The organism is Kribbella pratensis (assembly GCF_004365355.1).
GTDB lineage: Bacteria > Actinomycetota > Actinomycetes > Propionibacteriales > Kribbellaceae > Kribbella.
In genome coordinates, this window is sequence record NZ_SODP01000002.1 from 353049 (window position 1) to 377333 (window position 24285).

34 protein-coding genes are annotated in these 24285 nt (G+C 67.4%); 10 read left to right on the forward strand and 24 right to left on the reverse strand.

Annotated elements, in window-relative coordinates:
* Window positions 1–17: 17 nt before the first annotated feature.
* The 7 genes from EV653_RS18270 to EV653_RS18300 all read right to left on the reverse strand — a co-directional run bounded on the left by EV653_RS18270 (window position 18) and on the right by EV653_RS18300 (window position 6228).
* Window positions 18–686: a YoaK family protein gene (locus EV653_RS18270; protein ID WP_134104950.1), complete on the reverse strand. Its 669-nt coding sequence runs from the start codon at window positions 684–686 to the stop codon at window positions 18–20.
* Window positions 687–701: 15 nt separating this feature from the next.
* Window positions 702–1262 (reverse strand): DUF1707 and DUF4870 domain-containing protein, encoded by a 561-nt coding sequence (locus EV653_RS18275; protein WP_134104951.1) that lies wholly within the window; start codon window positions 1260–1262, stop codon window positions 702–704.
* A gap of 73 nt (window positions 1263–1335) precedes the next feature.
* A complete protein-coding gene (smpB, locus tag EV653_RS18280) occupies window positions 1336–1809 on the reverse strand; it encodes an SsrA-binding protein SmpB (RefSeq protein ID WP_134104952.1) in 474 nt (157 codons plus the stop codon).
* Between the two features lie 34 nt (window positions 1810–1843).
* Entirely contained in the window at window positions 1844–3283 is a 1440-nt protein-coding gene (locus EV653_RS18285) for a M23 family metallopeptidase (protein ID WP_134104953.1), read from the reverse strand.
* Between the two features lie 101 nt (window positions 3284–3384).
* Window positions 3385–4296 (reverse strand): permease-like cell division protein FtsX, encoded by a 912-nt coding sequence (gene ftsX, locus EV653_RS18290; protein WP_134104954.1) that lies wholly within the window; start codon window positions 4294–4296, stop codon window positions 3385–3387.
* A gap of 19 nt (window positions 4297–4315) precedes the next feature.
* A complete protein-coding gene (gene ftsE, locus EV653_RS18295) occupies window positions 4316–5005 on the reverse strand; it encodes a cell division ATP-binding protein FtsE (protein WP_130444829.1) in 690 nt (229 codons plus the stop codon).
* A gap of 173 nt (window positions 5006–5178) precedes the next feature.
* Window positions 5179–6228, reverse strand: a complete 1050-nt coding sequence (locus EV653_RS18300; RefSeq protein ID WP_238159881.1) for a carbohydrate kinase family protein — start codon at window positions 6226–6228, stop codon at window positions 5179–5181.
* A 165-nt stretch (window positions 6229–6393) separates the two neighbouring features.
* On the opposite strand from EV653_RS18300, the gene EV653_RS18305 reads away from it, so the two are divergent.
* The 3 genes from EV653_RS18305 to EV653_RS18310 all read left to right on the forward strand — a co-directional run bounded on the left by EV653_RS18305 (window position 6394) and on the right by EV653_RS18310 (window position 8299).
* Window positions 6394–6777, forward strand: coding sequence for a hypothetical protein (locus EV653_RS18305; RefSeq protein WP_238159882.1), 384 nt, complete (start codon window positions 6394–6396; stop codon window positions 6775–6777).
* Window positions 6770–6934, forward strand: coding sequence for a hypothetical protein (locus EV653_RS41215; RefSeq protein ID WP_166679481.1), 165 nt, complete (start codon window positions 6770–6772; stop codon window positions 6932–6934). Before EV653_RS18305 ends, EV653_RS41215 begins: the two co-directional genes overlap by 8 nt.
* A gap of 93 nt (window positions 6935–7027) precedes the next feature.
* On the forward strand, window positions 7028–8299 hold the full coding sequence (locus EV653_RS18310) for an ABC transporter substrate-binding protein (RefSeq protein WP_134104956.1): 1272 nt from the start codon (window positions 7028–7030) through the stop codon (window positions 8297–8299).
* A 45-nt stretch (window positions 8300–8344) separates the two neighbouring features.
* Here EV653_RS18310 and EV653_RS18315 read toward each other — a convergent pair whose 3' ends face one another.
* Complete coding sequence (locus EV653_RS18315; RefSeq protein ID WP_134104957.1) at window positions 8345–8548, reverse strand: cold-shock protein; 204 nt, start codon at window positions 8546–8548, stop codon at window positions 8345–8347.
* Window positions 8549–8746: 198 nt separating this feature from the next.
* On the opposite strand from EV653_RS18315, the gene EV653_RS18320 reads away from it, so the two are divergent.
* Complete coding sequence (locus EV653_RS18320) at window positions 8747–9154, forward strand: cytidine deaminase family protein (protein WP_134104958.1); 408 nt, start codon at window positions 8747–8749, stop codon at window positions 9152–9154.
* Here the strand turns inward: EV653_RS18320 and EV653_RS18325 are convergent.
* From EV653_RS18325 to EV653_RS18335, 3 genes are read right to left on the reverse strand one after another with little or no spacing between them, the layout of a single operon-like run.
* Window positions 9136–10083 carry a zeta toxin family protein gene (locus EV653_RS18325; protein WP_134104959.1) on the reverse strand — a complete coding sequence of 316 codons (948 nt, stop codon included), beginning with the start codon at window positions 10081–10083 and terminating at the stop codon, window positions 9136–9138. The two genes, EV653_RS18320 and EV653_RS18325, sit on opposite strands and share 19 nt — an antisense overlap.
* A gap of 4 nt (window positions 10084–10087) precedes the next feature.
* Entirely contained in the window at window positions 10088–10420 is a 333-nt protein-coding gene (locus EV653_RS18330; protein WP_134104960.1) for a YciI family protein, read from the reverse strand.
* Window positions 10417–10788, reverse strand: coding sequence for a VOC family protein (locus EV653_RS18335; protein WP_134104961.1), 372 nt, complete (start codon window positions 10786–10788; stop codon window positions 10417–10419). The genes EV653_RS18330 and EV653_RS18335 overlap by 4 nt, the downstream gene beginning before the upstream one ends.
* Before the next feature lie 29 nt (window positions 10789–10817).
* Here EV653_RS18335 and EV653_RS18340 point away from each other — a divergent pair, with 29 nt between their 5' ends.
* Window positions 10818–11360 carry a winged helix-turn-helix transcriptional regulator gene (locus tag EV653_RS18340; RefSeq protein ID WP_134104962.1) on the forward strand — a complete coding sequence of 181 codons (543 nt, stop codon included), beginning with the start codon at window positions 10818–10820 and terminating at the stop codon, window positions 11358–11360.
* A gap of 4 nt (window positions 11361–11364) precedes the next feature.
* Here EV653_RS18340 and EV653_RS18345 read toward each other — a convergent pair whose 3' ends face one another.
* The 8 genes from EV653_RS18345 to EV653_RS18380 form a co-directional block, all read right to left on the reverse strand.
* Window positions 11365–11694 (reverse strand): helix-turn-helix domain-containing protein, encoded by a 330-nt coding sequence (locus EV653_RS18345; RefSeq protein WP_134104963.1) that lies wholly within the window; start codon window positions 11692–11694, stop codon window positions 11365–11367.
* Window positions 11691–11978, reverse strand: a complete 288-nt coding sequence (locus tag EV653_RS18350) for a type II toxin-antitoxin system RelE/ParE family toxin (protein ID WP_238159883.1) — start codon at window positions 11976–11978, stop codon at window positions 11691–11693. The genes EV653_RS18345 and EV653_RS18350 overlap by 4 nt, the downstream gene beginning before the upstream one ends.
* Window positions 11979–12106: 128 nt before the next feature.
* Window positions 12107–13099: a TIGR03842 family LLM class F420-dependent oxidoreductase gene (locus EV653_RS18355; protein ID WP_134104965.1), complete on the reverse strand. Its 993-nt coding sequence runs from the start codon at window positions 13097–13099 to the stop codon at window positions 12107–12109.
* Between the two features lie 9 nt (window positions 13100–13108).
* On the reverse strand, window positions 13109–14515 hold the full coding sequence (gene hydA / locus EV653_RS18360) for a dihydropyrimidinase (RefSeq protein ID WP_134104966.1): 1407 nt from the start codon (window positions 14513–14515) through the stop codon (window positions 13109–13111).
* Window positions 14516–14527: 12 nt separating this feature from the next.
* Complete coding sequence (locus EV653_RS18365; RefSeq protein ID WP_202871729.1) at window positions 14528–15370, reverse strand: nitrilase-related carbon-nitrogen hydrolase; 843 nt, start codon at window positions 15368–15370, stop codon at window positions 14528–14530.
* Window positions 15371–15469: 99 nt separating this feature from the next.
* Window positions 15470–15889: a DUF7878 domain-containing protein gene (locus tag EV653_RS18370; RefSeq protein ID WP_202871730.1), complete on the reverse strand. Its 420-nt coding sequence runs from the start codon at window positions 15887–15889 to the stop codon at window positions 15470–15472.
* Window positions 15873–16346 (reverse strand): hypothetical protein, encoded by a 474-nt coding sequence (locus tag EV653_RS18375; RefSeq protein WP_134104968.1) that lies wholly within the window; start codon window positions 16344–16346, stop codon window positions 15873–15875. Before EV653_RS18375 ends, EV653_RS18370 begins: the two co-directional genes overlap by 17 nt.
* A complete protein-coding gene (locus tag EV653_RS18380; RefSeq protein ID WP_134104969.1) occupies window positions 16343–16939 on the reverse strand; it encodes a DUF1851 domain-containing protein in 597 nt (198 codons plus the stop codon). The genes EV653_RS18375 and EV653_RS18380 overlap by 4 nt, the downstream gene beginning before the upstream one ends.
* Before the next feature lie 48 nt (window positions 16940–16987).
* On the opposite strand from EV653_RS18380, the gene EV653_RS18385 reads away from it, so the two are divergent.
* On the forward strand, window positions 16988–17440 hold the full coding sequence (locus tag EV653_RS18385; protein ID WP_134104970.1) for a hypothetical protein: 453 nt from the start codon (window positions 16988–16990) through the stop codon (window positions 17438–17440).
* A gap of 94 nt (window positions 17441–17534) precedes the next feature.
* On the opposite strand, the gene EV653_RS18390 is transcribed toward EV653_RS18385, so the two are convergent.
* Both EV653_RS18390 and EV653_RS18395 read right to left on the reverse strand, forming a co-directional pair.
* Window positions 17535–18212: a PhzF family phenazine biosynthesis protein gene (locus EV653_RS18390; protein WP_134104971.1), complete on the reverse strand. Its 678-nt coding sequence runs from the start codon at window positions 18210–18212 to the stop codon at window positions 17535–17537.
* 1 nt (window position 18213) lies between these two features.
* Window positions 18214–18408: a hypothetical protein gene (locus tag EV653_RS18395; protein WP_134104972.1), complete on the reverse strand. Its 195-nt coding sequence runs from the start codon at window positions 18406–18408 to the stop codon at window positions 18214–18216.
* A 141-nt stretch (window positions 18409–18549) separates the two neighbouring features.
* On the opposite strand from EV653_RS18395, the gene EV653_RS18400 reads away from it, so the two are divergent.
* Together EV653_RS18400 and EV653_RS18405 are read left to right on the forward strand one after the other, a co-directional pair.
* The gene (locus EV653_RS18400) at window positions 18550–18981 is read left to right on the forward strand and encodes an SRPBCC family protein (protein ID WP_134104973.1); all 432 of its coding nucleotides are present in this window, start codon (window positions 18550–18552) and stop codon (window positions 18979–18981) included.
* Entirely contained in the window at window positions 18956–19504 is a 549-nt protein-coding gene (locus tag EV653_RS18405; RefSeq protein ID WP_134104974.1) for a TetR/AcrR family transcriptional regulator, read from the forward strand. The genes EV653_RS18400 and EV653_RS18405 overlap by 26 nt, the downstream gene beginning before the upstream one ends.
* Here the strand turns inward: EV653_RS18405 and EV653_RS18410 are convergent.
* A complete protein-coding gene (locus tag EV653_RS18410) occupies window positions 19485–20627 on the reverse strand; it encodes a serpin family protein (protein ID WP_134104975.1) in 1143 nt (380 codons plus the stop codon). The two genes, EV653_RS18405 and EV653_RS18410, sit on opposite strands and share 20 nt — an antisense overlap.
* A gap of 162 nt (window positions 20628–20789) precedes the next feature.
* On the opposite strand from EV653_RS18410, the gene EV653_RS18415 reads away from it, so the two are divergent.
* Complete coding sequence (locus tag EV653_RS18415; RefSeq protein ID WP_134104976.1) at window positions 20790–21434, forward strand: flavin reductase family protein; 645 nt, start codon at window positions 20790–20792, stop codon at window positions 21432–21434.
* Here EV653_RS18415 and EV653_RS18420 read toward each other — a convergent pair.
* The gene (locus EV653_RS18420; protein ID WP_134104977.1) at window positions 21423–22325 is read right to left on the reverse strand and encodes an EamA family transporter; all 903 of its coding nucleotides are present in this window, start codon (window positions 22323–22325) and stop codon (window positions 21423–21425) included. The two genes, EV653_RS18415 and EV653_RS18420, sit on opposite strands and share 12 nt — an antisense overlap.
* A gap of 73 nt (window positions 22326–22398) precedes the next feature.
* Between EV653_RS18420 and EV653_RS18425 the strand changes: the two genes are divergently transcribed.
* A complete protein-coding gene (locus EV653_RS18425) occupies window positions 22399–23307 on the forward strand; it encodes a LysR family transcriptional regulator (protein WP_134104978.1) in 909 nt (302 codons plus the stop codon).
* Here EV653_RS18425 and EV653_RS18430 read toward each other — a convergent pair whose 3' ends face one another.
* Window positions 23308–24189: a helix-turn-helix transcriptional regulator gene (locus EV653_RS18430; RefSeq protein WP_134104979.1), complete on the reverse strand. Its 882-nt coding sequence runs from the start codon at window positions 24187–24189 to the stop codon at window positions 23308–23310. It lies immediately after the preceding gene.
* Window positions 24190–24285 lie beyond the last annotated feature (96 nt).

Here is a 24285-nt window from a genome sequence, read left to right on the forward strand (position 1 = left end):
TGACATTCCCCAGGCCGTCAGTCGGCGGGTGCCGCCAGGAAGATCGCCGCGGCGACGGCGACGACCGCACCGGCGAGCGCGATCACCCAACCGGTGGTCGACCGGAGGAGCAGTGCGCCGACGGCGGCGCCGGCCAGCATCGCCGCGATCGAGCCCAGCCGGCGATACGGTCTCGCGGAGCGTCCATTCCCGAGCACGCTGTCCGCGGCCAGCCCGGTCAGCGTCAGCGTGAGCACCGTAGTCGTCATGTCACGCGGCGCCACGTGCCGAACGGTCGCATTCTGCAGCCCGAAGCACGCTGCGAGCGCGGCGATCAGCAGGTACGACGTCCCGCCCGACTCCCGGAGTACGCCGACGCCGACCAGCAGCCCGCACAACCACAGCACAACCGCTTGAGCGCTGAAGACAATCCCCAGCCACCGCCGGGGTCGCGCCTCGAGTACCCGGGCCGCCCGTCCCCCGCCCAGCGATCCCAGCACGAACCCCGCGACCGCCACCAACGGCGGCCCGAACCGGAACCCCGAATCCGGCGCCGCCGCGAACCCGAGGAACACCACGTTCCCCGTCATGTTCGCGACGAAGGTATGCCCGAGCTTCAGGTAGCTCACCGCGTCGATCAGCCCCGTCGCCGCGGTCAATCCCAGGAACGCCCCGACCTCCCACCGCACCCCGACCGGAACGCCCACGCAGAAAGCGTAGGGCTACTTGATCAGACGGAGCGTGAACGGGTAGCGGAACTTGCCGGTGGCAGCGGTGGCCAGGCCGCCGATGCCGGTCAGCAGGAACCAGAGGATGCCGAGGATGGGGAACAAGAACCCGAGGAAGCCGTGGGTGAACCCGGTGAGGATGCCGAGGGCGGCGAAGGCGCCGAACGCGGTCAGCTGGAAGTTCAGCGCCTCGACGGCGTGCCGGCGTACGGCGGGGTTCTTCTGGCCGGTGGTGGCGACCACGATGGCCGGGCCGACGAAGAACGTCGGGTACCCGAGCCAGTGGGCGACCGTGCCCATCCCTCGCCCGTCACCCTGGTAGCGCTGGATCGGCGCCGGGCGGGTGAAGGCGGCCGGCGCGAACGTCGGGACGGGCCGGGCGACCAGGCCGTCGAACGTGCTGTTCAGCTCCGCGCGGGTGCGGGCCTTCAGGGCCTTCTCGAGCCGGAGGTCGAACTCCATGTGGTCGAGCCGGCCGTCGGCGTACATCTCTTTCAGGATCTCGACTGCGCGGTCCCGTTGGGCCGGCGTCACCAGCAGGTCTGAAGTGGACATGCTTCCACTCTGCGTGCCGGCGACCGTTCACCCCATCGGGTTCAGCCCGGAGCAACCCCTGAGCGGACCCCAGTCAGCGGCGGTGGCGGTCGGAGAGGGCCCGCTGGGCTTCGCGGTTGGCCTGGCGTTCGGCCAGGGCGTGGCGTTTGTCGTAGTCCTTCTTGCCGCGCCCGGTCGCGAGCTCCACCTTCGCATAGCCGTCCTTGAAGTACAGCGACAGCGGGATCAGCGACACACCCTGCTGCTCCACCGCCCGGATCAGCTTCTGCACCTCGTCCTTGTGCAGCAGCAGCTTGCGGGCACGGCGCGGCTCGTGGTTGGTCCACGTGCCGTGCTTGTACTCCGGGATGTGCATGCCCTGCAGCCATAACTCGTTACCGCGGACGGCGGCGAACGCGTCGACGAGGGAGGCCCGGCCCTGCCGGAGGGACTTGACCTCGGTCCCCGTCAGCACCAGCCCGGCCTCCACCACGTCCTCGATGTGGTAGTCGTGTCGCGCCTTCCGGTTCTGCGCGATCGGCTTCTGCTGGCCGGTCTGTTTCACCATCCGACCAGTATCCCAGATCGCAGACGACGGCCGCTTAGAGCCACTTCATCGGATTAACGACGTTCCCGTCCTGGTAGACCATGAAGTGCAGGTGGCAGCCGGTCGAGTAGCCGGTGGTGCCGGACCAGGCGATGATCTCGCCCCGGCGCACCCGCTCGCCGACATGGGCCTTGTACTTCGACAAGTGGTTGTAGACGGTCGTGATCGAGCGGCCGTCGATCACTCCGTGTGAGACGAACAGCCGGTTCCCGTAACCGCCGTTGTAGTACTTGTCCGTCACCACACCGTCGGCCGCGGCGCGCACCGGCGTACCGCAGGGAGCGCGGAAGTCGGTGCCGTCGTGCAGCTTCCAGTAGTGCAGGACCGGGTGGAACCGCATCCCGTACGGCGAGGTGATGTAGCTGCTCACCGGGTAGCTCAACCGTCCGTCGCCCGACCCGCCCGGATCCGGGATGTTACGCGGCGGCCGGTGCTCCTTGCGTGCCTTCTCCCGCTCGGCCTTCTCGGCTGCCGCCTTCCGGCGAGCGGCCGCTGCCTTCTCGGCCTTCGCCCGCGCGATCAGCAGCTGCTCGACCCGCGCCCGCTCCCGCAGCAACGAGTTGTACTGCGCCAGCTCGGTGTTCTTCTCCTTCTCGGCGGCCTTGAACGCGACCAGCTTGACCTTCGCGACAGCCGCTGCCTCCGCCTTGTCGGCCGCGACCTGCTTCGTCAGCTCGGTGACGCGGCTGACCGTCGCCGCCGCCTCGGCCCGGGCGGCCTCGGACGCCTTCTCCGCGGCCGCGACCTTGACCCGGCGGCTGGCGAGCTCCGCCTGCGCGTTGTTCAGGTTGGTGATCGCGTTGCTCTGGATGCCGAACACGTTCCGCTGGATCTGCATCCCGGTGGCGATATCGGCGGGCGCGGCGCCGCGCAACGCGATCGACAACCCGACCAGGCTGTTCTGCTGCTGGTACGCCGACCGGACGGCGCGGCCGGCGACGGCCCGCTTCTCCGCGATCAGCTTCTCACCGGCCTCGACGTCGGACACCGCCGTACGCAGCGCCGCCTCGGCCGCGGCAAGCTTGCCCGCGGCAACCGCATCGGCGGCCTTCGCAGCGGCCAACTGGCCCTGCGCGGCGGCGTACCGGACCTGGACGGCCTGGTACTTCGTCTCGGCTTGGTTGTACGCGGCAACGGACTTGCCGAGCTGGTCGGACGCGTCGTCGAGATCGGCCTTCTGCTGGCCGAGCTGCGCGTCGAGCTGTTTCTTCTTGGCGGCTGGATCCGGCGGTTTCGCCTCTGCCGGTGCAGACGGAACCGCCGCCAGGACTCCGGCGGACAGGGACAGGACAAGGCAGCATGCGGCAACCACCGTCTGCCGGCCCGGCGGTCGCGTGCGTGATCGCGGGTACGGCGTGGTGGCGGTGCCGGTGCTGTCGTCTCGCTTGATGCTCCCCCGCTCACGCGGGTTCGCACCGGGGAAGTGCGGGACCACAGGTCGACCCCTTGCTCTGGGTTCAGTTGTTGTGCGTAACAGGAGTGACTGCTGTTACTCCTGTTAACGCACGAACTGTGCCCGACGATACGGCACCCGGGTCAGACTTTGAGGTATTTCCGCGTCGTCAGGAATGTCGGGATGACGGCCAGGATCAGGCCGACCACGACCATGATCAGGGTCGCGCGGAAGGTTTCGGTCGCGCCGACCCACTGCCAGACCCGGAACGTCTCCTGGGCCCGCTGCATGACAACGAAGTACACCCCGACCCACAAGGTGCCACAGGCAAAGACCGCGCCCACCAGGGCTGCCAGCACCGCTTCCAGCAGGAACGGCAGCTGGATATAGAAGTTCGAGGCGCCCACCAGGCGCATGATGCCTATCTCCCGTCTCCGGGCGTACGCCGCCAGCCGGATCGTGTTGGAGATCTGCATCAGGGCCGCGACCAGCAGCAGCGCGGCGGCTATCAGCGCGCCGACCTGCAACCCGTTGAGTGCCTTGAACAACGGATCGAGGTACTGCCTGAGGTCCTGGACCGTATCGACGCCGGGTAGGCCGCTGACCGCGCTGACCAGGTTCTGATATCGCTGTGGATCCTTCAGCTTGACCCGGAAGGACTCCTGCATCTGGTCCTGGGTGACCGTGCTGACGATCGGCGAGTCCTTGTACAGCTTCTTGAACGACTCGAACGCTTCGGCCTTCGACTCCGAGAAGACGCCGTCGGGTGCGGTGTCGGGGTTGGTCTGGATGACCTGCTGGATCCGGTTCTTCTGCTCCTGGGTCACCTCGGTGCCGCTGCACCCGCGGCCGCCGGAGTCCTTGGTGCAGAGGAACACCGAGATCTGGATCTTGTCGTACCAGTTCCCCTTCATCAGGTCGACCTGCTCGCGGGCGAGCAGCGCGCTGCCGAACAGCGACAGCGAGACCCAGATGGTGACGACGACCGCGATCGTCATCGACATGTTCCGCTTCAGGCCGATCCCGAGGTCGGACAGGATGTAGTTCAAGCGCATCAGTCAGTCAGTCCCCTGGTCAGTGCTGGTAGCCGTAGACGCCACGCGACTCGTCGCGGACGACGTGGCCGTTCTCCAGCTCGATCACGCGCTTGCGCATCTGGTCGACGATCGACACGTCGTGGGTGGCCATCACCACGGTCGTCCCGGTCCGGTTGATCCGGTCCAGCAGCTTCATGATGCCGACCGACGTCCCCGGGTCGAGGTTTCCGGTCGGCTCGTCGGCGATCAGGATCATCGGCCGGTTCACGAACGCGCGGGCGATCGCCACCCGCTGCTGCTCGCCGCCGGACAGCTCGTCCGGCATCCGGTCTTCCTTGCCGTCCAGGCCGACCAGCTCGAGCACCTCGGGAACGGTCTTGCGGATGTGCGAGCGGGGCTTGCCGATCACCTGCAGCGCGAACGCCACGTTCTCCGCGACGGTCTTGTTCGGCAGCAGCCGGAAGTCCTGGAACACGGTCCCGATCTGGCGGCGCATCTGCGGGATCCGCCAGCTGGCCAGCCGGTTCAGGTCCTTGCCGGCGACCATGATGTGACCGCGGGTGGTCCGGTGCTCACGCAGTACCAGGCGCAGGAACGTCGACTTGCCGGACCCGGAGGTGCCGACCAGGAAGACGAACTCGCCTTTTTCGATCTCGACGTTGACGTTCAGCAGAGCGGCCTTGGACTGGCCCTCGTACGTCTTGGACACATTCTCGAAGCGGATCACGGGATCATCCGGCCGTGGTCGGGAACAGGAAGCGGCGCGACGGTAACCACGAAGGGCACCGTACGCCACCGGAGCGGCCGGCGATCAGTCTAGGCGTTCCCGGGCGTGCCGCCGACCAGGCCTGCCGGTGCGTGCGGCCGCGTCCGATACCCGGTGCGTTTGAAACGGATGTGTCAGGCGTCGGACTGGCGCGCGATGGTCGCCGACGCCCGGCGAACGATCGGGACCGGCCCCTCGGGCAGCACGTCGCCGATGAATGTGTAGTGCTGGAGGACGGCCGGGTCGACCTCGCCAGGGCGGTGCCGGGTGTGATCGCGGACCCAGTCGATGATGTCGCCCCATCCCGGCGCCGCGAGCGATCCACCGAAATGCTGGACCGACAGGCCGGCGCAGAGGTTGCCGAACGCCAGCCGATGAGCCAGCGGCCAGCCGCGGAGCGTGCCGAGAACCAACGACGCGAGGAAGACGTCGCCGGCGCCGGTCGGGTCGTACGAGCGGACCGGAAGTGCCGGCACCTGCTCCTCCTCACCGGTCGTCGAGTCGATCGCGAGTACGCCGTCCGCGCCGTTCGTCACGACCGCGAGCGGCACTCGGTCGGCGAGCTTGTGCAGCGCGGCCTTCGGCGTGTCGGTCCGCGTGTACGCCATCGCCTCGGTGGCGTTCGGCGTGAACGCGTAGAAACCCTCCAGTACGTCGAGGACGGCCGGCGACCACTCGTCCGTCGGGTCCCACCCGACGTCACCGAACAGCAGCGCACCGGACTCCCGTGCCTCGACGGTCCAGCCGGGCAGCTCGTCGGCGACCGGCACGATCGCGGACCGTGTCTTCAGGCCGGGACCGACCAGTTTGCTCGGGTCGCCGGGCGCTTCGTGGGCGTGCGTGACCATCGCCCGGTCGCGGTCGATCGACATCGAGACCGTGACGGGCGAGTGCCAGTGGCCGATCCGGCGCGAGTGGGACAGGTCCACCCCCTCCTGATCGGCCAGGGTCCGCCAGCAGAAGTCGGCGTACACGTCGTCGCCGAAGACGGCGGCCAGGCCGCTCTTCAGGCCGAGCCGCGCGGCCGCGATCGCGAAGTTCGCGACACCGCCCGGGCAGGAGCCCATACCTTCCGCGAAGATCTCGGTCCCGGTGGTCGGGGCGGTTTCCAGGCCGGTCATCACGATGTCGTAGAACACGGTCCCTTGTACGAACACGTCGTACATCTCGGGTTCGTCGGTCACGGTGACACCGCTCCTTGTCATCCTGGGTCAGCTCTGCCGGTGTGTGTCGGGGTGTGTCGGCCTGTGTCGGGGTTGGCCGGTGTTGTCGGTGGCGGGTGGAATGCTCCTTCGTAACATCATCGGCCGGTCAAAACCATCAAGTTAGCCGGAATGGGAGGCACGTAGGTGATCCCCACCTGGATCTCGGTCGTCGGTGTCGTGATGACGGTGCTCAGTCCGCTGCTCGCCCTCGGCGGCGTCTTCCTCGGGTCATATCTGGTCCGCAAGTCCGACCGCGAGCTCGACACCTGGCGGCACCGTGAGGAGACCATGCGGATGGTCCGCTGGGCGGTCGAGCAGATCCTCGACGGCGAGGACAACGCGGGCACGGACGCCGGTGTCGTGACGCTGCGCTCACTGATGCGCTCGGAGCTGTTACAGCCGGAGGACTACGACCTGGTCGCCGCGCTGACCGCGGCGGTAGCGATCGACCGGGTCGGCGCGGCCGCGTACGCTGATATTGCGGATGCAGACATCGAGGTCGTCGAGGGAGACAGTGACAATGGCTGAGAAGAAGACCGTGAAGGTCTCCCGCCAGGCCGTCGAGCTGGCCCGGTTGCATGTCGAGGCTGCCCGCAGGGCCGGCCGCAAACCCGATGCCGGCGTCGCCCGGATCGCGGGCGCCCGGCCGGACAACGGCGCCGGTGCCGCGCCGGCCCCCGCCTGATCCCTGGAATTACCGTCTTCGAAGCCCCACCGCCGACGTAGAGTCAGCGGATGCGCACGGGCTGTGGGACCGTGCGGGACTGGAGACGGTGTGATGAGCGGTGGGATCAGCAGGCGGCGGGTGCTGGGATTCGGGGCCGGGCTGGCGGCAATGGCCGTCGCCGGATGTGGTTCCAACAGCGGGCGGCCCTCGAGTAGCGGAAGCGGCAACAAGCCGACGCTCCAGCAGTGGTACCACCAGTACGGCGAAGCGGGCACGCAGCAGGCGGTCGAGAAGTACGCGAAGGCCTACCCGGACGCGACCGTGACGATCCAGTGGTCGCCGGGCGACTACGAGAAGAAGGCCTCGACCGCGCTGCTCACCAACCAGGGGCCTGACACGTTCGAGTACCCCAACGGTCCGACGATCGACATGATCAAGGGCGGTCAGGTCGTCGACCTCAGCGGCGTCCTGGGTGACGCCAAGGACGACTTCAACGCCGCGCTGGTCGAGCGGATGTCGTACCAGGGCAAGTTGTACGCGATCCCGCAGGTGATCGACATGCAGCTGATGGTCTACCGCAAGAGCATGCTGAGCGCGGCCGGCGTACAGCCGCCGCAGACGGTCGACGAACTGCTGGCCGCCGCGAAGAAGCTGACCAACGACAAGGTGAAGGGGCTGTTCGTCGGCAACGACGGCGGCGTCGGCGTGCTGGGTGGACCGGCGCTGTGGTCGGCCGGACTCGACTACCTGACCGCTGACAACCAGTTCGGGTTCGACGACCCGCTGGCGGCCGAGTCGCTGAGCAAGCTGCGCGAGCTCTGGACCTCGAAGGTTCTGTTGCTCGGGGCACCGACCGACTGGTCCGACCCGGCGGCCTTCACCCAAGGGCTGACCGCGATGCAGTTCACCGGGCTGTGGACGCTTCCCGTGATCGAGAAGGCGTTGCCGGGCGACTACGGCGTACTCCCCTGGCCGAAGCTCAACGCGACCACCGGCGAGGCCAGCGTGCCCGTCGGCGCCTATGGCGCGTGCGTGAACGCGAAGTCGAAGAACATCGACGCGGCCAAGAAGTACATCAAGTGGTTGTGGGTCGACCAGACCGATGACCAGCTCGACTTCGCGCAGTCGTACGGCTTCCACGTCCCGGCTCGCAAGAGCCTGGCCGGCAAGGCGGACAAGCTCAAGTCCGGCCCGGCCGCCGACGCGGTCAAGCTGCTCAACGAGAACGGCCGCCCGCAGAACCCGATGCTGTGGTCACCGAAGGCCAGCACGGCGTACTCCGACGCGCTGAACCGGATCATCCGCAGCGGCGCCGACCCGGCCGCGGAGATCAAGAAGGTTCGCGGTGTCACCGAGGCGGAGCTGAAACGCATCGCCGGCTGACGAAAAAGCCGCGGCCCCTACGCGAGGGGCCGCGGCTCTTCGGAGTCAGACGACCTTGACGTTCTCCGCCTGCTGACCCTTCGGGCCCTGGGCGATGTCGAACTCGACCCGCTGGTTCTCGTCGAGGCTACGGAACCCGTCGGTCTGGATGGTGGAGTAGTGGACGAAAACGTCCGCTCCGCCGCCGTCGACGGTGATGAAGCCGAAGCCCTTGTCGGCGTTGAACCACTTCACAGTTCCCTGTGCCATGTTGTTGCTCCCTTGTCGGAGATGAGGCGCACCGCGGTCGCGGCAGGCCCGGCGTTCGTCGCACCGGCGCGGCAGACCATCTCTCGCAAGGAAAGATCGAGATAAACCACAGCTACTGAAACTAGACCTACTACATCCAACCACGCTTCGACCCGATTTGTTCCATCGGCGCGGCTCGGGCGTGGCAGGGTAGGCGGCATGCACTCCCTGCAACCGCTCACCGACGACGACCGTGAACTCATCGAGCTGGCCCGCCGGACGGTCGACGCGAACACCGACGGACCCGACGGCGTCCACACGATGGGCGCCGCGGTCCGTGGTATCGACGGCCGGATGTACGCCGGCATCAACCTCTACCACTTCACCGGCGGGCCCTGCGCCGAACTGGTTGCCCTCGGCCACGCGCGCGCGTCGGGCGCCCGCGAGCTGACGACGATCGTGGCTGTAGGCAACGAGGGCCGCGGCGTCTTCGGCCCGTGCGGCCGCGACCGCCAGGTCCTGCTCGACTACCACCCGGGCATCCGTGTCATCCTGCCCGGACCGGACGGGCCCGGAACGGTATCGATCACCGAGCTGCTGCCCGGCGCCTATCGTTGGTCGCCCTGATCCCTGCCGCGCCACGGGCTTCGAATGCTCTTCCAGACCGGCCTCGCGCGGGTGTCGGGCGGCGTACTGGGGGCGCGTGGGGAATCCGTCAGCCCCGAAGCTCGGACCGCTGTCGAGATGCCGGCTGCCTGCGCGACCTGGTGTTGTCGCGCGGCATAGAACTCGGTCAGCTTCGGTTCGGCGAGTCTGTCGATTTCGCGAACCAGCTCGGCGCCAGGCGGAAGCGGTGCGCGGATCTGTTGAAAGCGTTCCACCTGTTCGGCGGTCCACGGCCGATCCTGAAACCTCTTCAGCTCTTGTTCTGCCGCATCCGGCGAGCCGCGGAAATCAGGTCCCGGTACTGCGTTGTGGCGGGTGACGAGGTGTAGCCCCGCGCATGCGTCGGACTGGGCGATTGCGCGGACGACTCGCGGCAAGGCCTCGACGCTGGTCGCGTGGTCTTCCGCGGTGATCCATCGGCCGCCGTGGTTGTAGTACCTGTCCGCGGCGCTCAGCAGGCTCTCGGCCGGATGGGTTGCGACGACGGCCGCCACGACGCGATAGTCGTGCGCACGGTGGTACTCGAGCTCTCCGACCGCCAACTGCTCGCTGTAGCAAGGCTGGCTCGTGACCAGGTCCCACCCTTGCTCGCTGATCTCGGATTCGGCGAGATACGTCAAATAGTTGATGTCGTCGAGGAGTTCTTCGTCGTTGCCGCCAGCAAACTCCGGATGCGCGGCGAACAGGTCGTCCGCCTCGAACCGGCACGCTCCAGCGAGCCCGAGCGAAGCGGCGAACGGCTGCATCACGCTCGTCTTCCCGCTCGCCTCCTGTCCGGTGACAAGCAACGCGGTCTTCGGACCTGTCGGCCGCGAGCCACGCAGTACCGGGCGGATCCTCCTACGAAACACATCCTCCAATGCGCCGTCGTCGAGGATCCGTCCGCTCATGCGGTCACGCTAGCCGCACCTCCCCGGCCCGGAACCACCAGGTGATCACTTCAGCCTCGAGCAGGCCCGCCCGCACCGCGGGGTCCTCCGCCGCGTGCTTGCGGGCCTCGTCGATACCGGTGCGGTAGACGCACAGGCCCCGCAGTACCTGGTCGTCGTGATCCCGGAACGGGCCGGCCGCGGCCATCACACCCGCCGCTCGCTTGCCGTCGAGGAAGTCGAGGTGGGCCTGCTGGATCCGGTCCGACTCGTCCTCGGTGAGGTGCGTCGGAGCCGCCGGGCGGCGGAGCAGGACCAGCGTCAGGCTCTCCATGCCCGGGCGCGGCGGTGCGCTCACACCAGCCTCTCGGCGAGCATGAAGGCGTTGCCGTCCGGATCGTAGAACGTCGCGAGGCGGACTTCGTCGGCGATCTGCCTCGTCTCGCCGTCGAATCGGGTGCCCAGCGACTCCAGATGCTTGCGTGACTTGTCGATGCCGCGAACGCCGAACGTGACCACGACCCCGCCGTCGGTCTTCGGGTCCTCGACCTGGCCGAGGCCGATCGAGATCCCCGGCAACGGCGTACTCAACTCGGCCCAGCCCCAGGACTCCAGCCGGTGTACGACCTCGAAGCCGAGCGCCTGCCCGTACCACTGCACGGCCCGCTCGAGGTCGGAAACGTCCAGCGCGCAGACCGCGCGCCCGTCGTACTCGATCCCACCCATAGTCCTGTTTTTATACTAAGCTTACTTTCGTGTCAACGCTTGCGCGCCTGGTCCATTTCCGCTGGGCCGTCCCGGTGCTGGCCGAACTCCACCGCGGCCACGGCGGACGGTTCGTGAACCTCAGCCACACCCTGGGCGTGAGCCGCGAGTCACTACGGCGGACGTTGACGTTCCTCACCGAGACCGGGCTGATCCAACGCAACCCGGGCAAGGGCCACCCCCTACGCCCGGAATACCTGCTGACTCACACGCAACTGGGCGCCGACGCCGCCGTACTCACCGACCTCCTGGACGAGCTCGGTGTGACCGACGTGGGCCTGAAGAAGTGGTCGCTGCCAACCCTCACGCTGCTGGTCGGAGAACGCCGGTTCTCGGAGATCCGCCGCGCCCTACGCGACGTGACCCCCCGCGCCCTGACGCTGACCCTCAAAGAACTCGAGTCAGCCGACCTGATCAGCCGCACCGTCACCACCGACTACCCACCAGCGACCGTGTACCGAGCCACCACCCCCGGCCTCCAACTGGCTCACGCAGCTCAGCAGATGCAACTCCAGGATGAGCAGGACGCCTAGGGCGTCACGCGACCTTCCAGGTGCGGTCGCCGAGTGTTGCGACCAGGTCCACGGTGCCGCCAAGTGCAGCGACGTACGCTCGAATGACCTCGATGCCGGAGATCTCGCCACTCTCGATCTTGGAGACGCGAGCCTGCGAGACGTTGAGCAACTCAGCGAGCCCTACCTGGGTCATCCCTGCCGCCTTGCGCATCTCGGCGAGTTGGTGACCCCGGACGGATGCTTCCACGCGCTCCCGGGCCGCCCGCTTACTCGCCGTACGCTCCGCCTCAGACCGAGGGTCGACGGCACGGCTCTTCGCCTTGACGTCGGACCACTTCACATTCTTGGTCATCTCTCCTCCTTCAGCGCAATCAGGTGTTCGGCAAATCGCTCATCCGCCAATGGGATTGCGGCCCGGTACCAACTCTCCCACCGTCCCGACTTGTCGCCAGCCACCAAGATGATCGCTTCGCGAGCCGGGTCGAATGCGAACAGCATCCTGATCTCGCTCTTGCCCGACGAGGGCGGTCGCAACTCCTTCATGTTCTGGAATCGGCTGCCCTTCACCCGATCAACCAGCGGCCGACCCGCTGCCGGCCCTTCGTGGACCAGCTGATCGATCGCCGCCTCGATCAAGTCTCCCGTCTCCGGTTCATTCGCACAGGTCGCCAGATACCACGCCTCGACCTCCGGATGGAGGCTGATCTCCAGGTCACCTCTCGAAGTATAACCTATTTGTCATACTAGTGAGCGGACCGCGCAACTCAGAAGGTCACGATGATGTCCTTGCCGTAGGCGGCGAGGGTCTGTTCTTTGGCGTCGTGTTGGAGGTAGAGGGCGAACTGGTCTACGCCGAGGTCCTTCAGTTGGTTGAGGCGGGCGAGGTGGTTCTCGACGGGGCCGAGGATGCAGAAGCGGTCGACGACCTCGTCGGGGACGAAGGTGGTGTGGGTGTTGCCCGCGCGGCCGTGTTCGGCGTAGTCGTAGCCTTTGCGGCCTTCGATGTAGTCGGTGAGCGCCTTCGGCACGGCGCCGGTGGACCCGTAGCGCTCGACGATGTCCGCGACGTGGTTGCCGACCATGCCGCCGAACCAGCGGGTCTGTTCGCGCTGGTGTTCCAGGTCGTCGCCGACGTACGCCGGGGCCGCAACGCAGAACTTGATCGCCATCGGGTCGCGGCCCGCCTGCTCCGCGGCCCGCCGTACGGCGGTGATCATCCACTCGGCGATATCGGGATCCGCCAACTGCAGAATGTAGCCGTCGCCGACCTCCCCGGTCGCGGCCAACGCGCGCGGACCGTACGCCGCCACCCACACGTCCAGCGCACCGTTGTCGACCCACTCGAACTTCAACTGCTGACCGCGGTACTCGACGGTCTCGCCGCGGGCCAACGCGCGTACCACCTCGACACACTGCTTCATCTCGGCGATCGTCCCAGGCTTCGCGCCGAGCGTGCGCAGGGCGGAGTCGCCGCGGCCGATCCCGCAGATCGTCCGGTTGCCGAACATCTCGTTCAGCGTGGCGAACTGGGACGCGATCACGGTCCAGTCCCGCGTCCCCGGGTTCGTCACCATCGGCCCGACGATCACCCGCTGCGTGGCGGCGAGGATCTGGCTGTAGATGACGAACGGCTCCTGCCACAGCAGATGCGAGTCGAACGTCCACACGTAGCCGAACCCGGCGTCCTCCGCCTTCCGTGCCAGCTCCACGACCGTGGACGCGGGCGGATCACACTGGAACACCACACCGAAGTCCACGGTTTCCCCCTACATCAGATAGGACGACAGGCCACGCTTCAGGAACTTCCCCCGGCCCTTGCGGCCATGGTAGTTGCCGTCAGCCACGATCACCTCGCCGCGCGAGATCACCGTGCCCACGCGGCCCTGGATCTCGACCCCTTCGTACGCCGAGTAGTCCATGTTCATGTGATGGGTCTCGACGCCGATCCGCGTCGTACCGTTCGGGTCGTAGATCACCAGGTCCGCGTCCGAACCGGGCTGGACGACGCCCTTCTGCGGATACAGCCCGAACATCCGGGCCGGCGTCGTCGCGATCGTCTCCACCCAGCGCTCGAGCGAGATGTTGCCGTCGACAACACCCTGGAAGATCAGGTCGACGCGATGCTCGACACCGCCGATACCGTTCGGGATCTTGGAGAAGTCACCGATGCCCATCTCCTTCTGATCCTTCATGCAGAACGGGCAGTGGTCCGTCGACACGATCGCGAGATCGTTGCTCCGCAGCCCTTTCCACAGGTCCTTCGCGTGCGACTCGTGCTTGCTGCGCAGCGGCGTCGAGCAGACCCACTTCGCGCCCTCGAACCCAGGCGCGCCGAGCTGGTCCTCGAGCGTCAGATACAGGTACTGCGGGCACGTCTCGGCGAACACATTGCGCCCAAGGTCGCGCGCCTCCGCGACCTTGGCCAGCGCCTGGCTCGCGGACAGGTGGACGATGTACAGCGGGCAGTCCTGCGCGACCTCGGCCAACGCGATCGCCCGGTTCGTTGCCTCGGCCTCCAATGCGGCCGGGCGGGTGATGCCGTGGTAGATCGGGTCGGTCTCACCGCGCTCGATCGCCTGCTGGACGAGGACGTCGATCGCGATCCCGTTCTCGGCGTGCATCATGATCATCGCGCCGTTGGCCCGCGCGGTCTGCATCGCCCGCAGGATCTGCCCGTCGTCGGAGTAGAAGACGCCCGGATAGGCCATGAACAGTTTGAAGCTGGTGATGCCCTCGTCCGTGACCAGTTGGTCCATCGCCTTCAGCGCGTCGGTGTCGACGCCGCCGAGGATCATGTGGAACGCGTAGTCGATGTGGCACTCGCCCTCGGTCTTCGCGTGCCACGCCGCCAGCCCGTCCTGCACCACCTCGCCGGTGCGCTGGATCGCGAAATCGATGATCGTCGTGGTCCCGCCGTACGCCGCGGCGCGGGTCCCGGTGTCGAACGTGTCGCTGGCCGACGTACCGCCGAACGGCATCTCCATATGCGTGTGCGCGTCGATCCCGCCCGGGATCACGTACTTGCCGGAGGCATCGATCACCTCGTTCGCAGTGATCGTCGGCGTGAACGACGGGTCGAGCACGGCAACGATCTTCTCGCCCTCGACCAGCACGTCCGCGAGCCGGGTCCCGGTCGGTCCGACGACGGTTCCACCTTTGACGAGCAAAGACATTCGCGGTCCCCTCTACGGTTTCGTCAGGTCTCCGTACGCGTCCGGCCGGCGATCGCGGTAGAACTGCCAGCGGTCGCGGACGGTGTCGAGGAGACCGAGGTCCAGGTCGCGGACGATCAGTTCCGGATCGTGGTCATGGCCGACGTCCCCGACGAACTTGCCCTCGGGGTCGACGAAGTACGACGTTCCGTAGAAGTCGTTGTCGCCGAACTCGGACTCGATGCCGACCCGGTTGATCGCGCCGATGAAGTACTCGTTCGCGACCGCACTCGCGGGTTGCTCCAGCTTCCACAGGTACGCCGAGAGCCCGCGACTCGTCGCCGACGGGTTGAAGACGATCTTCGCGCCGGCCAGTCCGAGCGCGCGCCAGCCCTCCGGGAAGTGCCGGTCGTAGCAGATGTAGACGCCGATCCGCCCGACGGCGGTGTCGAAGATCGGGTACCCAAGGTTGCCCGGCCGGAAGTAGAACTTCTCCCAGAACCCCTTCACCTGCGGGATGTGGTTCTTCCGGTACTTGCCCAGATAGGTGCCGTCGGCATCGATCACGGCGGCGGTGTTGTACAGCACGCCCGGCTGCTCCTGCTCGTACACCGGGAGCACCATCACCATCCCGAGCTCCTTGGCGAGCGCCGCGAACCGCTCGGTGGTGGGACCCGGCACGGACTCGGCGTACTCGTAGTACTCCGCGTCCTGCTTCTGGCAGAAGTACGGCCCGTAGAACAACTCCTGGAAACAGATCACCTTCGCACCCGCCGCGGCCGCCTGCCGCGCGTAGTCCTCGTGCGCCTTGATCATGGACTCTTTGTCCCCGGTCCACGCCGTCTGCACCAAAGCCGCCCTGACAACGTCTGCCACAAGACCTCCCCAAGTAGCCGAGCACTCATCCTCCATCCGACCCGGGAGAGAGTCAACGGACACCCTGCTCACCCCCCGCCGTGACAGAACGGGTCGCCGTCAACGGGCCGGTGGGTACCGCAGCGCATCAGTGGCATCGAGGCCGACGGCAGACAGGTCGGCAGTCACCCTCCGGGTGAACGCACGGACGGACCGCTCCACCTCACCCCAGGACACCGGATCACTGGCGATATCAGGCACAAAGACCGACCCGAAAACCCATCCCGCTCCCTGTCTGCGGACGGTCACCGCGCCCAGTTCCTCGAAGGACATCGATTCGAACACGAAGTCCCCTCGATCAGGCTGATCCAGCCACCTCAATAGGCTCCATGCCAACTCCACCACCGGAAACGAGCGTTCCTCATAGACCACCCGATCGCCGTCGACCGCCCGGAAGTCCGCATCCACTGCCACCAGAATGTCCGCCTGCGTCGTGGCCTGAAGCCCGGTCAAGTCGAGCGCGTCATAAGTCAGCAGCACGTCTGCTCTCCGCATCGTCGGACAGGGGCGGCGGAGCGGATCGGGACAAATCGTCGTCAAGCGGCAGGACGTGAATATTCAAGAGGAAGTCCCGCAACAACAAGAGGCTGTCCTGCACAGACATGTCTGGCAACTCGTCGAAGTCCGCGAGGGTCACGTCGACCGAGAACATCCAGTCATGAGCGGATCCGAAGAGCACCGCATTGCAGCGAAGAAATTCTCCAGACTTGAAGTTCTGGGCAAACAGGACCACACGTCGGACCGATCCCGCATTCTCTGCAAGCCATTGCGGGCGACCGTTGGCGCCGCGACCGGTTGTCGTGTTCTTCTGCACTAGCCCCGACAACTGCGAGACTGAAAGCTCCTTCGGCCTGGCCGGCACACGTCTGCCAGCTTCCCCAGTTACCGCCGGCAAGGTCCGCACCGAACGACGAAGCCACCGCAGCAGTGAGCTCACTTGTCGAGACCCCTCGTGGTGATGTGCATGGCCTTGAGTCGCAACTTCCCCATCGGACCCCAGCAGACGCTGAGGTCGGAAACCTCGAGGTTTGCGACCACGTCGTCACCCCCGAGAAACAGCGGTACCCGGTAACCGGCACACTGATCCAGGCGCAGCGCGGACTCGTGCCCGGCCATCCACTCGGCATTAAAACTGGATGCGAGCGCCTCATCGGTGTACTCCACCAATTCGTCATCGTGGAAGGCCGACACCGGCACCGGTATCTCCAGAGCCTCACCAGTTTCCGGCTCAAGCATCATGACCTCAGGGTCCGCACCGGCACCGCGCTTGTTGTCCGCGGCGAACTGCCGGCCAAGCCAATCGAAGCCAAGATAGTCGAACCTCCCCCTGAACTCGGGAAATGCCGCGTCCGTGAACTGCGCAGCCGCCTCCGCCGAGGCGTCCGTATGAACGCGGTACAGCCCGTGCTCGAAGCTGCACCCACCAAGACGCGCACGCACCATCTGCGGCGGGGTCCCTCCGGAGGCCTTTTCTCCAGAATTCACGGACCCGTCCGTCATTCGGAATGTGGCGCAGAACCGCTCCAGCATCTTCTCACCTTAGAAGCGGTTGGTTGTCGGGATCGGTAGGGTGCGGCGGTGGCGGAGGGCTGGGATCGGGCGGACTTGGTTGCAGACGGGTTCACGCACGTGTACGTCGAGCTCGAGTGGTGGGACGGGCCACGGGCCGGGATCGTCGAAATCGATGGTGCACCGCACTACTTCGAGCGGGACGAGGACGAGAGTTGGGAGCGGCTCGACGAGTACTTCGTTTGGCCTGCGGACGCCGGTGTGGTCGCCCTGGAGCGTGAGGCGTGGGCGATCTTCGTGCGATGGAACCAGCGGTACGAGACCGCGCCGACCTCGGCCGGCCCGCATCCCGGCGAAGGCCGGGTCAACGCTCGGTACGACGAATTGGCCGCACTGCTCGCTCCGTACCATCGAGCGCCGGCCGCGGCGCGGCGGTTGCTGGCGGTGTGGCGCTTCGACGACGGTCAGCGGTACCGGATGGACGGTACCGACAGTTGGGTTCGGTGGAGTGCTGGCGAGTAGATGACCCGTCAGCCGAGAAGTGCATCCAGGCAGCGGTAAATCACAGGCCCGGCGTCGGCTGACGGTCCGGGCTGGCCAGTTAAAGCTGGGGCGGTCAGATGGTGAGGGTCCGGGGTTCGGCGGGGCGGACTCGGCCGCCGACGGTGGCGTGGGTGGGGGGTTCGTGGGTGGTGTAGAGGTGGGAGCCGGTGCCTTGGATGATGTGGAGGTTGCGGGCTAGTTGGGCGGTTAGTTGGGTGACGGCGGAGCCGGTGGCTTCGTCCTCGGGGACGCCCATCGCGGGGGCGAAAGCGCGGGCGCGGATGATGCCGCGGGGTTCGTCCAGCCAGGACCACAGGAAGCTGTGGCCGGCGTCGTACGTCGTGGGGTCGGCCGCGAGGACTGCCTCGGGTGAGGCGAGGTGGTGCCACTCCCAGGTGCTGCCCCAGGTCGTGTCGGCGCGGACGGAGAAGAGGTCGTCGCTGCGGGTGACGGCGATGGGGCCGACGGGGACGTGGAGGGTGTCGACAGGGTGGCCGGTTGAATGGAGCCAGGCGGCCGCGCCGACGGTTGGGTGGCCGGCGAAGGGCATCTCGCCGGTCGCGGAGTAGATGCGCAGCGTGCCGGTCGCCGCGTCGTCGACGTACACGGTCTCGCTGTAGCCGAGGGCTGCGGCGACGCGTTGGCGGTCAGGCTCGGCGACGAGAGAGCCGTCGACGATGCCGAGAGGGTTGCCGAACCGGCCGTCCGGGTCGGTGAAGACGTGGACGACCTCCACGGGAATTGCGGTCAAGTCAGAGAACAGCGATTGCGGCGATCACCGCGATCAGCAGCACCGCCGCGCCGATCACGGCGAGTACGCGGCCGTTGATCTTCGGATCGCGGGTCGTCTCGGTCGCGCCCTCGTTGACGAACGCGCGGAACATTTGCGTGTTCGCGCCCGGGTCCTGCTCGTTCTCCACGTTCTGCGGGAGGTTTTGGTCAGCCATGGCCCAAGACCCTACCTGGGACCCGGACCCGCACCACTGACCAAGGGTCCTGTTTTACCCGCCTTTCACGCTCCGTGCTACCTCCGTGCACGCTTGGCGGACCGGTTTGTCAGTGACACGGCTCCATGTACCATTTGGTACATGCGCTTCGATCACTCCAGTACGATCCAGGCCTCGCCAGAGCGGGTCTGGGAGGTTTTCAGCGATGTCGAGCAGTGGCCCGACTGGACCCCGACCGTCGATTCCGTCGAGCGGCTGGACGCCGGCCGCATCCACATCGGCGCCCGCACCCGCATCCGCCAGCCCAAGCTCCCGGTGGCCGTCTGGGAGGTGACGGAGCTGAAGGAGGGCGAGTACTTCGAATGGGTCTCGAAGGCTCCCGGCATCAGGACGACCGGCGGCCACCGGGTGATCAGCACGCCGGACGGCACCGTCGCGACCGCGACGATCATCCAGGAAGGCCCCCTCGGCTGGCTGTTCGGCCGCCTGTACGCCAAACTCACCAAGAGCTACATCGCAACGGAGACGCAGAAGCTCAAGGAGATCAGTGAGTCGCGACAGTCTGCTGGCTGACGCGGTCGAGCATTTCGCCAAGAACGGGATCGGCGACGCCAGCCTGCGCAGTATCGCGACCTCGATCGGGACCAGTCACCGGATGCTGATCTACCACTTCGGCTCGCGCGAGGGGCTGCTGGCCGAGGTGGTCCGCACGGTCGAGCAGCAACAGCGCGACCTGCTGGCCGAGGTACTCGCGACCGACCTCCCGGTCGCGGAGCAGAACGAGCTGTTCTGGCGCCGGGTGACCGAGGCCGCGCTGATCTACGGTCCGTTGTTCTTCGAGCTCAGCGCGCACGCGATGCAGGACATGCCGCACACCGAGTCGCTGAAGGCGGACCTGATCAACGTGTGGCTGCCGCCGTTGATCGAGCTGTGTCTCCGCGCGGGCCTCCCGGCTGACGAGGCACCGGCGTACGCGCGGCTCGGTCTGGCGGCGTCGCGCGGTCTGCTGTTCGATCTGCTGCTGACCGGCGATCAGGCGGGCGTCGACGAGGCGTCCGCGCTGCTCAACCGGCTGTTCAGTCCCCCGGTTGAGTAGGCGTCTCCACCCAGCCGGCCACGATCGGCAGCCGCGATTCCCGCAGTACGGCGGTGAACGCGAACGGCCGGTCCAGCGCGACCTCGAGCCGGCGCTGTTTGGTCGTGATCATCGCGGCGCGGGTCATCGCCATCGCGGTCACGGCCGCCGCCTCGAACCCGGTCGCGAAGAACCGGGCAAGCACCTTCTGCTTCGCCTGCCCGACCCGGAGCGGGGTCGGACTGAGCGCGCTGAAATGCCCGTGCTCACCGGGATCCGAAGTGACGGCGGTCAGGCCGAACAGCTCACGAGACTCCATCAGGTCGTGTTCGACCTCGATGCTGAACGACGGCAACGTCAGCTTCAGATCCGGCCGCGCCGACGTGGTCTGCCCGATCCGCAGACCCGGGCCTGGCTCGTCATCGTCGATCAACCGACTGCCTGGTACGCCGTCGTTCGGGCGGCCCGCAGCTTCGAGCAGGCCTGCAAGTACGTCGTCATCGCCGAGCCCCAGGAGTACGTCGACATCGGCATCGCCCTGCACCGTGACAACGGTCAGGTCCCCGTACCGCCGTACGACGTCCAGGTCTGAGTCGACGCGCTCCAGCCAGTGCCACGAACCCGCCCACGGGCCGTCCGGCACGCGCCGCACCTGCTCGGTGAACGGGCGGACCCAGGTCGTCCGCAGCAGCAGGGCCGACGCGAGCACGAGGAGTACGTCGGGGTCGAGCTCGAGCGGCATCTCGCGGATCAGGTCGTCGGTGTGCTCCGCGGCCCACGCGTCGAGTTTCGGCTTGTCCACGGCAGGGTTGCCGGTGAGCATGCCGACGAGCGGCGCGGGCATCACGGCATCGAACGACTCCGCAAGCTTCAACTGCTCACTCACCCACACGCCAAGCGCGGCGTGCAGGTCCGCGGACCCTTCGATCGCCTCGATCAGCCGGATCGCGTCGGTCGAACCGTTCGCCGCGTCCACCCCGGCGGCCGCGGCAAGCTCGCTCCGGCCGGGCTCGTCCGCCCCGGTCGCCAGCAGCGCGAGCAGCGGCCACAACCCGAGTCCGGACACCACGGTGTTGCCCGCCGGGAGACTCCTGGCCCAGCGGGTGGTGAGGTCGTTGACTGCGCGCACGATGTCGGCGTCCATACGTCCACACTGCCACGCCGGTGGCTGCCGCGCGGATCTCCAGGCCATCACAATCGCGCGATCGCGGCGCGGCCCCGCGTGCGTCGGCGGAGAGGCAGCGATTGTGATGGCCTGGAGATCCGCGCCCCCTCACACATCCCGGCGCTGCGCCGTTCCATTCACATGAAGCGAACTGTCGAGCCCAAGGTCCTGTACTTCGGTACGCCGGTTGTCCTGATCAGCTCCCTCAACCCCGACGGCACCACGAACCTCGCGCCGATGTCGTCGGCGTGGTGGCTCGGGTACACCGCGATGCTGGGTATGGGGACGAGCGCCCAGACCGTGAAGAACCTCGTCGAGCGGCCGGAGATCGTCCTGAATCTGATCGACCCGGACATGGTCGCCGCGCTCGACCGGATCGCTCTGCTGACCGGCTCGCGGGAGATGTCCGACGCGAAGCGGGCGCGCGGGTACCGGTACGAGCCGGACAAGTTCGCCGCGGCCGGGCTGACCCGCGAGCCGAGCGAGCTGTCCGACCTGCATTCGGTCGTCGAGAGCCCGATCAACCTCGAGGGCCGGATCGAGGCGATCAACGAGATTGGCGGGCCGGACTCGCACCTGTGCTCGCTGGAGATGAAGGTCGAGCGCGTGCGGGTCCGCGAGGACCTGCTGATGAGCAACGACCGCTACATCGACCCGCTCCGGTGGGACCCGCTGATCATGAAGTTCACCGAGTACTTCGCCGGCGGCAGCCCTGCGTACGCCTCCTCGCTCGCCCGGGGCTGGCAGATGCCGCCGATGCCGATCGCCGTCGGGTCAGGCGACTGACGTCAGCTCCGGATCGCCGGACTCCACCGCACGCGGGGTCCGGCGCCGGATGATCGTGCAGGCCATGCCGCCGATCACCAGCACGGCGGCGATCCCCTGCTGCAACCCGACGGCCTCGCCGCGCAGTACCCAGGCGGCCGACATCCCGACGATCGGCACGAGCAGCGAGAACGGCGCGACCGTGCTCGCGTCGTACTGCCGGAGCAGGTAGCCCCATACTCCGAAGCCGAACAGCGTGGCGCCGAAGGCGAGGTAGGCGATCGCGCCGATTCCGCTGAGGTTGATGTCGCGCAGCGCGTCGACGTCGGCGCGCGGTCCTTCGGTGATCAGGGACAGGATCAGCAGCGGTACGACGGCGACCGCGCTCACCCAGACCATGAAGCGGAGCGTGTCCGGCGGCTTCGCGTACCTGGTGATCGTGTTCGACACGCCCCAGAAGCCTGCCGCCACGATGACGAGGACCAGTGCGCCGACCGGGGCCGACAACTTGCGATCGAGCACGATCAGCGCGATCCCGATGCATGCGATCACGATGCCGACGAGCTGCGCCGGCCGCGGGCGTTCCCGCAGTACGGCGATCGCGAACAGGACCGTGAAGATCACCTGCGCCTGCAGTACGAGCGACGACAGACCTGCCGGTACGCCGTGATCCATCGCGATGAACAGCAGACCGAACTTCGCCACGCCGAGCGCGAGCCCGACGCCGACGACGTATCGCCACGGGACGCGGGGTTTGCCGAGCACGAAGATCGCCGGGACGGCGGCGAAGAAGAACCGTAGTGCGGACAGCAGGAGCGGCGGAACGCCTTCCAGACCGACCTCGATGATGACGAAGTTGATGCCCCAGACAACGACGACGGCGAGGGCAAGGAGCAGGTCACGAGGCTTCATACCGTTCAGTGTGGGTGGCGGTACACTTAAGGACCAGCACCGATTTCTACCGCCTTCAATGTAGGAGTGCTACATGATCGATCTCGGTCGGCTCCGCGCGTTGCACGCGGTCGCGCAGTACGGCTCGGTCAATCGGGCGGCCGAGGTGCTCGGCTACACACCCTCCGCGGTGTCGCAGCAACTGGCGAAGCTCGAGCGCGAGACGCGGACGACGCTGATCGAGCGGCAGGGGCGCGGGATCGTGCTGACCGACGCGGCCCAGCAGCTCGCGTCGACAGCGGCCCGGATTCTCGCGCTCGTCGAAGACGCCGAGCTGACGCTGGACGAGCAGCGTGGACAGGTGATCGGGACGCTCAGCATCGCGGCCTTTCCGACCGCTGCGCGCGGGCTGCTGCCGGCGGCGCTGGTGCGACTCCTCCACGATCACGACCGGCTCGACATTCAGGTCCGGGAGACCGATCCGTTCGAGGCGGTGGCGGCGGTCAACCGTGGCGAGATCGATGTGGCGGTCGTCCATGACTGGCACAACACGCCACTCGCCTTGCCGGAGGGATTGTCGCGGGCGAAGCTCGGCACGGATCCGGCCGACGTCCTGGTGCCGGCGTCGCATCGCCTTGCAGGCAAGGAGTTTGTGCGCGCGGAGGATCTGGTCGGCGAACGCTGGATCTGCCAGCCGGCCGGATCGATCTGCCACGAATGGCTGATCCGGACGATGCGCCGCGCGGGCGTCGAGCCGGAGGTCGCGTACTCGATCGCGGAGTACCAGACCCAACTCGCGATGCTTGCCCGCGGCATCGGCATCGGGCTGCTCCCGCGTCTCGGCCGCGGCGCGGTCCCAGCCGGCGTGGTCGTCGTACCGCTGCAGCCGGCTCCGACCCGCCGCCTGTACGCGGTCTGGCGGACGACCACCTCGCGCCGCCCGGCGATCAGCGTGACCCTGGAGACCCTGAAGGCCGCCTGGCCCGACCGCGACACGGCCTGATCAGCTGCGCCCGAAGGCAGGTTTCGCCGACGGCGCATCGACGATCTGCCGAAGCTTGGCCTCGGTCTCGTCGTCGAGCGCCGTGTACACGGTCGCCCGGAGCGGCCCGGCCGGCGACAGCCACAGGTTGATCGGATCCATCTTCAGGATCCCGAACCCCTCGATCTCCAGCATCTTCGTCCGGGTGCTCGGCGCTGCGACGTCGTACCGCTCCCACAGTTCGGCGAAGTACGGCGAGATCCTGAGCAGGCTCTGGATCAGGTCCTGCCAGAGCGGGTCACCGAGGTGGTCGGCCGATGCCGCGCGGAACGCCGCGACCATGTGGTGCCTGGTCGACTCGGCGTCGACGAAGCTGCAGTTCCACTCGTCCGAGACGAAGTTCAGCCAGAGCAGGTTCCGGTCCTCGACCGGCACCTTCTCCAGATCGATGACGACCCGGCAGTACGCCTCGTTGAAGGCGAGGATGTCGTACCGCTTGTTCAGCACCACCGCCGGGTACGGCGAGACCGCGTCGAGGGTCTTCTGCGCCGACGGCGGCAACGCCGAGCACACTCCCGGCGCCGGACCGGACCGGCTCCCGGCCAGCCGGTACAAGTGGATGCGCTCCTGCCGGTCGAACCGCAGCGCCGTCGCGATCGCGTCCAGGACCTGCGAGGACACGTTGATGTCGCGACCCTGCTCGAGCCAGGTGTACCAGGTGACGCCGACCCCGGCGAGCAGCGCGACCTCCTCGCGGCGCAGTCCCGGCGTACGCCGTCGACCGCCCGGTGCGAACCCGACCTCGTCCGGCCGGATGCGCTCGCGCCGGCTGCGCAGGAAGATGCCCAGCTCCCGCCGCTCGGCAGTCACGGTTCTGTCGGTGGCGGCTGGGACAGTGGTCATGGTTCCATCATGGGCACAGATCGAGCCTGGTGCCAGGTGCTGCGAGTAATAGGATAACCGGGCTCTCACCACCAGGCTCCGATCGCGTTCAGGCTG